This window comes from Pseudomonas sp. CBC3 (assembly GCF_037967085.1).
Classification (GTDB): Bacteria; Pseudomonadota; Gammaproteobacteria; order Pseudomonadales; family Pseudomonadaceae; genus Stutzerimonas.
This window is the reverse complement of sequence record NZ_JBANEO010000002.1, coordinates 242,781-255,024: the sequence shown is the minus strand read 5'-3', so window position 1 is coordinate 255,024 and position 12,244 is coordinate 242,781. Positions and strand designations below refer to the sequence as shown.

The window sequence follows — 12,244 nt, the reverse complement described above, 5'->3', positions numbered from 1 at the left end:
GTCCTCAGATGTTGAAGCTCTCGCCGCAGCCGCATTCGCCGCGCACGTTGGGGTTATTGAACTTGAAGCCCTCGTTCAGGCCTTCCCGAACGAAGTCGAGTTCAGTGCCATCGAGGTACACGAGGCTTTTCGGATCGATGATGACCTTCACGCCGTGGCTGTCGAACACCGAGTCCTCTACCGCCGCCTCGTCAACGAACTCAAGCACGTAGGCCAGACCGGAACACCCGGTGGTGCGCACACCCAATCGGACGCCCAGCCCTTTGCCGCGCCCCTCGAGGGAGCGACGTACGTGATTGGCAGCAGCGGCTGTCATGCTGATAGCCATCGATACCTCCTTAGGCCTGTGGCAACCCTTTTTTCGCGCGATAGTCGCGAACGGCAGCCTTGATGGCATCTTCCGCCAGGACCGAGCAGTGGATTTTCACCGGCGGCAGCGCCAGCTCTTCGGCCAGCTGAGTGTTCTTGATGGTTTCAGCTTCTTCCAGGGTTTTGCCCTTCATCCACTCGGTAGCCAGCGAGCTGGAAGCGATGGCCGAACCACAGCCATAGGTCTTGAACTTGGCATCTTCAATGACGCCCTGCTCGTTGACCTTGATCTGCAGGCGCATCACGTCGCCGCATGCCGGCGCACCGACCATGCCGGTACCGATGGATGGATCCTCAGCGTCGAATTTGCCGACATTGCGAGGGTTTTCATAATGGTCGATGACCTTGTCACTGTATGCCATGGTGCAATCCTCTTTGATCAGGCTATGCGGAGCTCGGTGAATCAGTGGGCAGCCCACTCGACTTTCGAGATATCGACGCCGTCTTTGAACATGTCCCACAGGGGCGAAAGCTCACGCAACTTGATAACCGCCTCGCTGACTTTCCGCGCGGCGTAGTCGACTTCTTCTTCAGTAGTGAAGCGGCCGAAAGTAAAACGGATCGAGCTGTGCGCAAGTTCGTCGTTGCGGCCCAGCGCGCGGAGCACATAAGACGGCTCCAGTGAGGCAGAGGTACAGGCAGAGCCGGAGGAAACCGCCAGATCCTTGAGCGCCATGATCAGCGACTCGCCCTCGACATAGTTGAAACTCAGATTCAGGTTGTGCGGAACCCGCGCCGTCATGCTGCCGTTTACATACAGCTCTTCCAGGTGTTCGACCTGCTTGAAGAAGCGGTCACGCAACTGAGTGATGCGCTCGTTCTCGGCAGCCATTTCCTCTTTAGCAATGCGGAACGCCTCGCCCATGCCCACCGACTGATGCGCTGCCAGCGTGCCCGAGCGCATGCCGCGCTCATGGCCACCACCATGCATCTGCGCTTCGAGGCGCACACGTGGCTTGCGGCGAACATAGAGCGCGCCGACGCCTTTGGGGCCGTAGGTCTTGTGTGCGGAGAAGGACATCAGGTCGACCTTCATCTTCTCTAGGTCGATTTCCACCTTGCCGGTGGACTGAGCGGCGTCCACATGGAACAGCACACCGCGCGAGCGGGTGAGTTCACCGATCGCAGCAATGTCGTTGATCGTTCCGATCTCGTTGTTCACGTGCATGATGGAAACCAGCACGGTGTCATCACGCAGGGCTGCCTCGACCATTGCCGGGGTGATCACACCGTCTTCGCCTGGCTCGATGTAGGTCACTTCGAAGCCTTCACGCTCAAGCTGGCGGGTCGTATCCAAAACGGCCTTGTGCTCGATCTTACTGGTGATGATGTGCTTGCCTTTGGATGCATAGAAATGCGCGACGCCTTTGATCGCCAGGTTGTCAGATTCGGTGGCACCCGAGGTCCAGACGATTTCGCGAGGGTCCGCATTGACTAGCTCGGCGACTTGGCGGCGAGCGTTCTCCACAGCCTCCTCGGCTTTCCAGCCAAAGGCATGGGAGCGTGACGCCGGGTTGCCGAAGTTACCTTCAGCAGTGAGGCACTCGACCATTTTCTCGGCAACGCGAGGATCGACCGGTGTGGTAGCGGAATAATCAAGGTAAATCGGCAACTTCATCAGGTATCTCCTATCAGGCAGTCGTCCTGCTCAATCGACGGCGGACGCTTCAATCTTATCCAGTTGCGAAATCTGGCCTTTGGCGCGCCGCATATCCTGGCGCAGAGCCACTTCCTGAACCTCGCGACGCATTACCAGATCCGCCAGACTGATACCGCTTAGAAACTCGTGGATCTGCTGACTCAAATCGCACCACAGATGGTGGGTCAGACAGGTATCACCCGAATGACAGTCACCCAGCCCCTGGCAGCGCGTGGCATCGACCGACTCGTTGACTGCGTCGATGACTTGCGCAACCTGAATACCGGCCATTTCACGGGAAAGTTGATAACCGCCACCCGGCCCCCGAACGCTGGTAACTAGACTGCCACGGCGCAGTTTGGCGAATAGCTGTTCAAGGTAGGAGAGCGAGATGCCCTGCCGCTCGGATATATCGGCAAGAGACACCGGCCCATGCTGCGCATGCAGCGCCAGATCGAGCATCGCAGTGACGGCGTAACGGCCTTTGGTAGTCAATCGCATCGGTTTGCACCAAGCATCATGGTTTGGCGCAAGTATGCAATACCCGACTATTTAGATCAACTATAAGACCTATTAAACCACTCGGACTTTAGCTGCTGAGCAGAAGCGACGGCCGGAACGCAGCACCCCATCAGCAAAAGGCGCCCATCATAACAGCGCACCCCGCCTATCGCACCCAACCCTCAGGGGCGAGCCTCATCGCCAGCATCCTTCACCTCAGCGAAATCCTCTTCACGCAGCTCGGGCATCTGCTTGGCGCAATAGTCGCTGCCTAGCGCAGTCAGCGCCTGACACATACCCTCCATGCGCTCTTCGACAGCCTGAACGTGATCGAGCAACTGGCCAATGGCACGCGCCACCGGGTCTGGCATATCTTCGGTCACGCCGTAAGCATCGAAGCCGATCTTCTCGGCAATCGCCTTGCGCTTGGCTTCTTGCTCTTCATCCGACTTGACGATCACGCGCCCCGGAATGCCGACCGCGGTAGCACCCGCCGGAACCGCGCGGGTGACCACCGCGTTGGAGCCGACCTTGGCGCCAGCACCTACTGTAAACGGGCCGAGAATCTTCGCCCCTGCTCCAACAATCACACCGTCTTCGAGCGTAGGGTGGCGCTTGCCCTTGTTCCAGCTAGTCCCACCCAACGTGACACCATGATAAAGCGTCACGTCATTACCGATCTGCGCAGTCTCGCCAATCACGATACCCATCCCATGGTCGATAAAAAAACGCCGACCGATATGCGCCCCCGGATGGATCTCGATACCCGTCAGCCACCGCGCCAGGTTCGAGTTCACTCGCGCCAGCCACTTGCAATCCTTCATCCACAACCAATGCGAAACCCGATGAAACCAGACAGCGTGCAGCCCCGGATAACAAGTGATGACCTCGAATGCGTTACGCGCCGCCGGATCGCGATGAAAAACGCTCTGGATATCTTCGCGCATGCGTTCGAACATCAATCAGATCTCCGCTTGTGGGGTTCGCCGCGGACGGCCTTCTGGGTTTCGGTCAGAATTCCGCGCAGGATGTTCATTTCGAGCTTGCTGATGCCGCTACGCCCGTAAAGCCTGCGCAGACGCGGCATAAGGTGACGAGGCTTCTGCGGGTCGAGAAAGCCGATATCGATCAAGGTCTGCTCGAGATGCCCGTAATAGTGTTCAAGCTCGTCAGCGGTCACGGGCTGCGCATTGAGCATCGATGTGGTTTCGAGCTTCTCCTGCTTGCTTGGCTGGCCGTTCGCCGCAAGCCAGGCCATACGCACCTCGTAAGCCAGCACCTGCACCGCCGCGGCCAAGTTCAGCGAACTGAAATCAGGATCGGACGGGATATGCACATGGTACTGACAGCGCTGAAGCTCTTCGTTGGTGAGGCCGGCATATTCGCGCCCGAATACCAATGCGACCTCACCGCCGCGCTCGATTTGCTCCAGGCAAACTGAACCGGTCTCGCGCGGATCCAACAGCGGCCAGGGTATTCGGCGATCACGCGCACTGGTCCCCAGCACCAGGCTGCAGCCCACCAACGCCTCTTCGAGCGTTGTCACGACCTGCGCCGAATCGAGAATATCCGTTGCACCCGACGCCCGGGCAATAGCGTTCGGACTGGGAAAATCCTCCGGATCCACCAGAACCAGACGGGACAAACCCATATTTTTCATAGCCCTGGCCGCGCCACCGATATTGCCGGCATGACTCGTATTGACCAGCACCACACGAATGTTCTGAAGCGACACAGTTATTCTCGACCCAAAAAGCGAACCGAAAGCTTACAGGAAGGAATTACGCCTTCGCCATTACCGTCCCGACGCTCTCCATCCTCATACACCCGAGCCAGCTTTCTGATAGAATTGCCGGCTTTCTTTAAACGACCAGGTATTTGATCGATGCAGCCCATGCTGAATATCGCGCTGCGCGCCGCCCGTAGCGCCGGCGAAATGATTGTCCGTTCCACCGAGCGCCTGGACGTGATCTCGGTTAGCGAAAAGGACGCGCGCGATTACGTCTCGGAGATCGACCGAACAGCCGAACAGCTGATCGTTGCCGCGCTGCGCAAGGCTTATCCGAATCACGGCATTCTGGGCGAGGAAGGCGGACTGCTGGAAGGCAGCGGTGACGGCAAGGATTATCTCTGGGTGATCGACCCGCTGGATGGCACGACAAACTTCCTGCGGGGCGTCCCACACTATGCCGTCAGCATCGCCTGCAAATACCGTGGCCGTCTTGAGCATGCCGTCGTTCTCGATCCGGTTCGCCAGGAAGAATTCACCGCGAGCCGTGGTCGTGGCGCCGCGCTCAACGGCCGCCGCTTGCGCGTCAGTACGCGCAAGAGCCTGGACGGCGCCCTGCTGGGTACCGGATTTCCGTTCCGCGACGGGCAAATGGACAACATGGACAGTTACCTGAACATGTTCCGCAGCCTAGTGGGACAAACCGCCGGGCTACGTCGCGCCGGCGCCGCCAGTCTGGACCTGGCCTATGTCGCCGCCGGCCGCTATGACGCCTTCTGGGAGTTCGGGCTTTCCGAATGGGATATGGCCGCTGGCGCACTGCTGATCCAGGAAGCCGGCGGCCTTGTCAGTGATTTCAGTGGTAGTCACGATTTCCTTGAGAAGGGCCAGATCGTCGCGGGCAACACCAAATGCTTCAAAGCGGTACTGACTGCTATCCAGCCGCACCTCACGCCGTCACTGAAACGCTGAGCTAGCGGCAGCACAAAAAAACGCCCCGCGGGGCGTTTTTTATTCAGACCAAAAACTACTCACTGCTGCGTCAGCATGAGCTGACCGTCCTGCACGGGGATGCGATTACCGGGATCGCGATCCATCCGCACCGTACCGACCTTCCCATCCAGATCGTACTGGACCTCATAGCCAACCACCTTGTCATGAGTGTCGGTGACCGTATTGCAGCGGGTCTCGGTGGTGGTGTAAGTATCGTTGGCCTGCATCCGCTCTTGCACCTGATTACCGGCGTAACCACCGCCCACCGCCCCGGCGACCGTCGCGATCTTCTTGCCGGTGCCACCGCCGACCTGATTGCCGAGCAACCCGCCGACCACAGCTCCTACCGCTGTGCCAGCGATGCGATGCTGGTCCTGTACCGGCTTCTGCCGTGTAACCGTCACTTCCTTACAGACTTCCCGAGGCATCTTGATCGTTTCCGTGACAGGCTCCACCTTAAGGACCTCAGCGAACTTCGGCCCGCGGTCAACCAGCGTGTAAGTGGCAAATGCGCCACCCGCGGTCACCACTACCGCTCCTAGTACCGCACCCACCAGCATCGATTTATTCACTGCGTTTTCCTTCTTCCGACGGGCAAGGCCCCGTTGCGGCGGCTTAGGCAGCCGAGCCCGTCAGAAGTTCGCCTCAGGGTCGCTCGTCGACCTCTTCCACCACTGGCGGAATCAGATCATCGCGGGTCAACTTCAACGCGATAAGGAAGACACCGGCAATGTAGACGGACGAATAGGTTCCGGCACCAACCCCGATGAGCAACGCCAGCGAGAAGCCCCAGAGGTTTTCCCCACCGAAGAACATCAACGCGCCTACCGCAAGCAGGGTGGACACCGAGGTGGCCAAGGTCCGCAGCAGCGTTTGGGTGGTAGATATATTGATGTTCTCGAGCAGCTCCGCCTTGCGCAACATGCGAAAGTTCTCGCGGATCCTATCGAAGATCACGATGGTATCGTTGAGCGAATAGCCGATCACCGCGAGCACCGCAGCCAACACGGTCAGGTCGAAGGAAATCTGAAAGAATGAAAAGACACCCAGCACCACAATCACGTCGTGGAAAAGTGACAGCACTGCACCCAAACCGAACTTCCATTGAAAGCGGAACGCGACGTAGACCAGGATGCCACCAAGGGCAAGCAGCATGCCCAACCCACCCTGGTCGCGCAGCTCCTCACCTACCGCCGGCCCAACGAACTCGACGCGTTTGACGGTGACGGCGCTGGCAGCCTCATGGCCACGCAGCGCCTCGGCGATACGCTCGCCCAGCATAGGATCGTCGCCCGGCATTCTCACCAGCACGTCGGTCGTGGCACCAAAACTCTGAACCACGGCCTCACCGAAATCGGAGCGGGAAAGCTGCGCCCGCACTTCATCCAGCGCGACCGGTTGCTCGTAAGACAGCTCGATCAACGTGCCACCGGTAAAGTCCAGGCCGAAGTTCAGCCCCTTCACCGCCAGACTGCCGAGGGAAGCAAGCGTGAGTATTACCGTCAGGGCGAAAGCCACATGACGCACACCCATGAAATTGATTACGCGTTTCATCGTGCTAGCCCCTTAAATCCACAACTTCTTGAGATCGCGGCCGCCGTAGATCACGTTGACCATGGCGCGGGTCACGAGTATTGCCGTGAACATTGACGTCAGGATTCCGAGCGAGAGCGTGACGGCGAAGCCCTTGATCGGACCAGTCCCCATCGCAAACAGGATTCCGCCAACCAGCAATGTAGTCAGGTTGCCGTCGATGATCGCCGAAAAAGCCCGATCGAAACCTTCGTGGATGGCGCGCTGCACTGACATCCCGTTCTGAATCTCCTCGCGAATCCGCGAGAAAATCAGCACGTTGGCATCCACCGCCATACCCATGGTCAGCACGATACCGGCGATACCCGGCAGCGTCAGGGTCGCACCCAGCATCGACATCAGCGCGGTCAGCAGCACCATGTTGAATAGCAGCGCGACGGTCGCCAGCACACCGAAGAACTTGTAGATCAACACCATGAAGATCGCGACGAACAGGAAGCCCCACAGAGCCGCCTCGACGCCCAGCTTGATATTCTCGGCACCCAGGCTTGGGCCGATGGTACGTTCTTCGGCGAAGTACATCGGTGCCGCCAGACCACCTGCGCGCAGTAGCAGCGCGAGTTCCGAAGACTCACCCTGCCCATCGAGGCCGGTGATGCGGAACTGGCTACCCAGCGGCGACTGGATGGTCGCCAGGCTGATGATTCTTTTCTCTTCCTGGAAGGTTTCGACGCGCACTTCCTGCTCGACGCCATCGACCATTTGCTTCACATAACGGGTCTGCGGCCGCTGCTCGATGAAGATCACCGCCATGCTGCGCCCGACGCTGTTGCGCGTGGCCCGGTTCATCAACTCACCACCATGCCCATCCAGACGGATATTGACCTGCGGACGACCATTCTCGTCGTAGCTGGCCTGGGCATCGGTCACCTGATCGCCGGTGATGATCAGCGAGCGCTCCAGCTGTGCCGGCGGACGGCCCTCCTGGCGGAACTCGAAGGTCTCGGTGGTCGCACGCGGGGCATCCATCTCGGCTGCCAGGCGGAATTCCAGATTGGCAGTCTTGCCAAGGATTCGCTTGGCTTCCGCAGTGTCCTGTACGCCCGGCAATTCGACCACGATGCGGTTGGCGCCCTGGCGCTGTACCAGCGGCTCGGAAACGCCCAGTTCGTTGACCCGGTTGCGAACCGTTGTGAGGTTCTGCTTGATGGAGTACTCGCGGATCTCCGCCAGCTTCGCCTCGGTAATAGCCAGACGCAGCACCTGTTGGCCGTTGCGTTCGCTGGAAGTAATCTCAAAATCGTTGAAGTTCTTGCGGATCAGAGCCTGAGCGGTGGATAGCGTCGCCTGGTCTGCAAAGCCCAGCTGCACCGCGTTGTCCTGCATGGGCAGGCTACGATAGCGGACACGCTCCTTGCGTAGCAGGCTCTTGACCTCCCCCTCATAGACGTTCAAGCGAGTCTCGATAGCCTTGTCCATATCCACTTCGAGCAGGAAGTGCACGCCACCGGACAGGTCCAGGCCGAGCTTCATCGGGCTCGCGCCGAGACTGCGCAACCAGTCGGGCGTGGTCGGTGCCAGGTTGAGAGCAACAACATAGGCATCACCTAGAGCGCGGCGGATCACGTCTTTGGCCGGCAGCTGATCGTCCTGGTGCAGCAGACGCAGCAGACCACCGCGACCCTGTTCGTCCAGCGAGACGTCCTTGACTTCAATTCCAGCCTCTTCGAGCGCTGTACTGGCTCGGCTAAGATCAGCCTCGGTCACGTTCAGCGAAGTGGTTGCGCCGGTGATCTGTACAGCTGGATCGTCGGGATAAAGATTGGGGGCCGAATAAATGCAAGCAACCGCCAGCACCACCAGTATCAGCAGGTATTTCCAGAGGGGGAATCTATTGAGCATGACGCAGCCCGTCTAATGACGCGGGGCGCCTTGCGCGCCCCGTCGTGGTATTGAATTGAACTCGGCTCAGATGGCTTTCAGAGTGCCCTTGGGCAGCGTCGCGGCAATCGCGACCTTCTGGAACTTAAGCTCAACGTTGTCGGAAACCTCGATAACGACAAAATCGTCAGCCACCTTGGTGACCTTGCCGGCAATGCCACCGGAAGTAACCACTTCATCGCCCTTCTGCAGGCCACCGATCAGGTTCTTGTGGTCCTTGGCGCGCTTGGCCTGGGGACGCCAGATCATCAGGTAGAAGATGACCAGGAAGCCGACCAGGAACAACCACTCGAAACCACTACCAGCGGGACCAGCGGCAGCCTCTTGTGCGTAGGCGGCGGGAATCAGAAAGCTCATGTAGCACTCCTGTTGCAGAGATAGTTGGTATGAATTCGTCACGCAAGCGGCGGGGTTGGCAGACCGCGCTTGGCATAGAAGGCGTCGACAAAGGTCGCCAATGTACCCTGCTGGATAGCATCGCGTAAACCGGCCATCAGACGCTGGTAGTGACGCAGGTTGTGGATTGTATTCAACATGCTGCCCAGCATTTCGCCGCACTTGTCCAAATGGTGCAGATAGGCGCGGGAGAAGTGTTTGCAGGTGTAACAATCGCAGCCGGCATCCAGCGGTGAATCATCGTGCCGATGCACCGCATTGCGAATCTTGATCACGCCAGTGTCGGTAAACAGATGGCCGTTGCGGGCATTGCGGGTCGGCATTACGCAGTCGAACATGTCCACGCCGCGACGCACACCCTCAACTAAGTCCTCGGGCTTGCCGACCCCCATGAGATAGCGGGGCTTGTCGGCCGGCATCCGCGACGGCAGGAAATCCAGCACCCGGATCATCTCTTCCTTCGGCTCTCCCACCGACAGCCCGCCGATCGCCAGACCGTCGAAGCCAATCTCGCACAGCCCTTCCAGCGAGCGCATGCGCAGCGATTCGTGCATACCGCCCTGGACGATGCCGAACAGCGCCGCGACGCTATCGCCGTGCGCCTCCTTGGAGCGCTTGGCCCAGCGCAGCGACAACTCCATGGAACGCCGCGCCACCTCCTCGTCGGCCGGATAGGGCGTGCATTCATCGAAGATCATCACGATATCGGAGCCTAGGTCGCGCTGGACCTGCATCGACTCTTCCGGCCCCATGAATACTTTTGCACCATCGACCGGAGAAGCGAAGTAGACACCCTCCTCCTTGATCTTGCGCATCGCACCCAGGCTGAACACCTGGAAACCACCCGAATCGGTCAGGATCGGTCCCTTCCATTGCATGAAATCATGCAGATCACCGTGGGCCTTGATCACTTCGGTGCCGGGACGCAGCCACAGGTGGAAGGTATTACCGAGAATGATCTCGGCACCGATTTCCTCGACATCGCGCGGCAACATGCCCTTGACCGTGCCGTAGGTACCCACCGGCATGAACGCCGGCGTCTCCACCGTGCCGCGCGGAAAGGTCAGGCGTCCGCGGCGCGCCCTGCCGTCGGTAGCAAGCAGTTCGAAGGACATATGGCAGGTACGACTCATGGGGTTTCCTCGGGGCCGCGCGGGGCCGGGTTGCGCGTGATGAACATGGCGTCGCCGTAACTGAAGAAGCGATAACCCTCGGCGACGGCTTCAGCGTAGGCAGCCATGGTTTCCGGGTAGCCGGCAAACGCCGAGACCAGCATCAGTAGGGTCGATTCAGGCAGATGGAAGTTGGTCACCAGAGCATCCACCACATGAAAGGGCCGGCCTGGATAGATGAAAATGTCGGTATCGCCACTGAAAGCCTTAAGCGTGCCGTCGCGCGCCGCGCTCTCCAGCGAACGCACGCTGGTGGTACCTACCGCGATGACACGTCCACCGCGCTGACGACAGGCTGCAACGGCATCGACCACATCCTGGCCGACCTCGAGCCACTCGCGATGCATATGATGATCTTCGATGTGCTCGACGCGCACCGGTTGAAAGGTGCCAGCGCCCACGTGCAGCGTGACGAAAGCGCGCTCTACGCCTTTCTCTTGCAGTGCCGCCAGTAGCGGCGTATCGAAGTGCAACCCCGCCGTTGGCGCGGCGACAGCGCCGGCCCGCTGCGCATAAACCGTCTGATAGCGTTCGCGATCAGCGGTTTCGTCCGGTCGATCTATATAAGGAGGCAGCGGCATGTGCCCGACGCGATCGAGCAAGGGCAGCACGTCTTCCGCCAATTCCAGTTCGAACAGGGCGTCATGGCGCGCCAGCATCAGCGCCTCACCACCGCCCTCGATATGAATTTTTGTTCCCGGCTTCGGTGACTTGCTGGAGCGGATATGTGCTAGCACGCGACGACCATCGAGCACGCGCTCGACAAGCACCTCGACTTTGCCGCCCGTTTCCTTCTGGCCGAACAGACGCGCCGGAATCACCCGCGTGTCGTTGAAAACCATCAGATCGCCAGGCAACAGGTAGTCGAGCAGCTCGGCGAACCCACGATGTTCCAGCCGCCCGGTCATTCCATCGAGCACCAGCAGCCGGCTGGCCCGGCGCTCGGCCAGCGGGTGGCGAGCGATCAGCGAATCGGGGAGCTGAAAGGAGAAATCGGAAACTTGCATTGAAAATGATCAGCACGAGGCTTTGGGGGGCGCAAAGCTTAGCGGAAACGCCTCAATCTGACCACGCCAGACGATTGACCGACTCGCATTGCATCCCTATACTGCGCCGCCACTGTGCCTCGATGGCGGAATCGGTAGACGCAGCGGATTCAAAATCCGCCGTTGGTAACAACGTGAGAGTTCGAGTCTCTCTCGAGGCACCATGAATCAGAAGCCACAGGCAACCGATTGCCTTTGGAACAGGGGAACCGCGCAGCAGTAGCGGCATCACCCCAGCAGTATCGATGCGCCACGCGCATCAGCAAGCGCGACATGCTTCATCGGGCTATATCGCAGCACGCTCTGGAAGCGCTCATCGAGCGACAGCTTCGTAACGGCGCAGCGCATCTCGCTCCATGGCGACATCATAAAGAACGCAAGCAACGCTAAAGCGCGCCGAAATGGCGCCTCTGTAGTGGGCAAACTCTATGACTCCGAGGGCTTGGCATTGGCCGGCGAGTTATCGTAGAGTGTGCCCACTGTGTTTGCATGGGTCGCTGTTGAATCGTGACCTGGTGCAGTAGATCTTCAGATCCGCTACATCCCGTTCGACTCTTTACTCCTTGCAACCAGTCTCCGCTTCCTGCTCTCTGCAGGGGCGCTTCTACTATTGAGTTTCAAGGATACAAAGACATGTCGAATCGTCAGAACGGTACCGTCAAGTGGTTTAACGACGAGAAAGGTTTTGGTTTCATCACTCCCGAGAGCGGTCCGGATCTGTTCGTGCACTTCCGCGCGATCGAAGGCAACGGCTTCAAGAGCCTGAAAGAAGGCCAGAAAGTCAGCTTCATCGCCGTGCAAGGTCAAAAGGGCATGCAGGCTGACCAGGTTCAAATCCAGGAATAAGCCCTCGCTCCGAAAAGCCCCTGATGGCAACATCAGGGGCTTTTTTATGCGCGTGATTCCGTAGAATGCGCACTGCCAT

Annotated in this window: 14 protein-coding genes and 1 tRNA gene; 3 read left to right on the top strand and 12 right to left on the bottom strand. The window is 59.2% G+C overall.

Going from position 1 to position 12,244, the window contains the following annotated elements; genetic code table 11:
- Positions 1-4 precede the first annotated feature (4 nt).
- The 6 genes from iscA to trmJ all read right to left on the bottom strand — a co-directional run bounded on the left by iscA (position 5) and on the right by trmJ (position 4,244).
- Positions 5-328, bottom strand: coding sequence for an iron-sulfur cluster assembly protein IscA (gene iscA / locus V6943_RS08295; protein WP_131651195.1), 324 nt, complete (start codon positions 326-328; stop codon positions 5-7).
- Between the two features lie 10 nt (positions 329-338).
- Entirely contained in the window at positions 339-731 is a 393-nt protein-coding gene (gene iscU / locus V6943_RS08290) for a Fe-S cluster assembly scaffold IscU (protein ID WP_340553183.1), read from the bottom strand.
- A 41-nt stretch (positions 732-772) separates the two neighbouring features.
- Positions 773-1,987 carry an IscS subfamily cysteine desulfurase gene (locus V6943_RS08285; protein ID WP_340553182.1) on the bottom strand — a complete coding sequence of 405 codons (1,215 nt, stop codon included), beginning with the start codon at positions 1,985-1,987 and terminating at the stop codon, positions 773-775.
- Positions 1,988-2,017: 30 nt separating this feature from the next.
- Positions 2,018-2,509: a Fe-S cluster assembly transcriptional regulator IscR gene (iscR, locus tag V6943_RS08280; RefSeq protein WP_197445458.1), complete on the bottom strand. Its 492-nt coding sequence runs from the start codon at positions 2,507-2,509 to the stop codon at positions 2,018-2,020.
- A gap of 182 nt (positions 2,510-2,691) precedes the next feature.
- Complete coding sequence (gene cysE, locus V6943_RS08275) at positions 2,692-3,468, bottom strand: serine O-acetyltransferase (RefSeq protein WP_131651192.1); 777 nt, start codon at positions 3,466-3,468, stop codon at positions 2,692-2,694.
- Positions 3,468-4,244: a tRNA (cytosine(32)/uridine(32)-2'-O)-methyltransferase TrmJ gene (gene trmJ, locus V6943_RS08270; RefSeq protein ID WP_340553181.1), complete on the bottom strand. Its 777-nt coding sequence runs from the start codon at positions 4,242-4,244 to the stop codon at positions 3,468-3,470. The genes cysE and trmJ overlap by 1 nt, the downstream gene beginning before the upstream one ends.
- Before the next feature lie 150 nt (positions 4,245-4,394).
- Here trmJ and suhB point away from each other — a divergent pair, with 150 nt between their 5' ends.
- A complete protein-coding gene (suhB, locus tag V6943_RS08265; RefSeq protein ID WP_131651190.1) occupies positions 4,395-5,210 on the top strand; it encodes a type III secretion system regulator SuhB in 816 nt (271 codons plus the stop codon).
- Between the two features lie 59 nt (positions 5,211-5,269).
- Here the strand turns inward: suhB and V6943_RS08260 are convergent, their stop codons facing one another.
- From V6943_RS08260 to queA, 6 genes are all read right to left on the bottom strand, one after another.
- Positions 5,270-5,803 (bottom strand): glycine zipper 2TM domain-containing protein, encoded by a 534-nt coding sequence (locus tag V6943_RS08260; protein ID WP_340553180.1) that lies wholly within the window; start codon positions 5,801-5,803, stop codon positions 5,270-5,272.
- Positions 5,804-5,876: 73 nt separating this feature from the next.
- Complete coding sequence (gene secF, locus V6943_RS08255) at positions 5,877-6,785, bottom strand: protein translocase subunit SecF (RefSeq protein ID WP_197445459.1); 909 nt, start codon at positions 6,783-6,785, stop codon at positions 5,877-5,879.
- A 12-nt stretch (positions 6,786-6,797) separates the two neighbouring features.
- Positions 6,798-8,666, bottom strand: a complete 1,869-nt coding sequence (secD, locus tag V6943_RS08250) for a protein translocase subunit SecD (protein ID WP_340553179.1) — start codon at positions 8,664-8,666, stop codon at positions 6,798-6,800.
- Positions 8,667-8,732: 66 nt separating this feature from the next.
- On the bottom strand, positions 8,733-9,062 hold the full coding sequence (yajC, locus tag V6943_RS08245) for a preprotein translocase subunit YajC (protein ID WP_131651186.1): 330 nt from the start codon (positions 9,060-9,062) through the stop codon (positions 8,733-8,735).
- 38 nt (positions 9,063-9,100) lie between these two features.
- Positions 9,101-10,216, bottom strand: a complete 1,116-nt coding sequence (tgt, locus tag V6943_RS08240; RefSeq protein ID WP_165914257.1) for a tRNA guanosine(34) transglycosylase Tgt — start codon at positions 10,214-10,216, stop codon at positions 9,101-9,103.
- A 14-nt stretch (positions 10,217-10,230) separates the two neighbouring features.
- A complete protein-coding gene (gene queA / locus V6943_RS08235; protein WP_340553178.1) occupies positions 10,231-11,280 on the bottom strand; it encodes a tRNA preQ1(34) S-adenosylmethionine ribosyltransferase-isomerase QueA in 1,050 nt (349 codons plus the stop codon).
- 116 nt (positions 11,281-11,396) lie between these two features.
- Here queA and V6943_RS08230 point away from each other — a divergent pair.
- A tRNA-Leu gene (locus tag V6943_RS08230) sits at positions 11,397-11,483 on the top strand.
- A gap of 469 nt (positions 11,484-11,952) precedes the next feature.
- A complete protein-coding gene (locus V6943_RS08225; RefSeq protein WP_014853413.1) occupies positions 11,953-12,165 on the top strand; it encodes a cold-shock protein in 213 nt (70 codons plus the stop codon).
- Positions 12,166-12,244 lie beyond the last annotated feature (79 nt).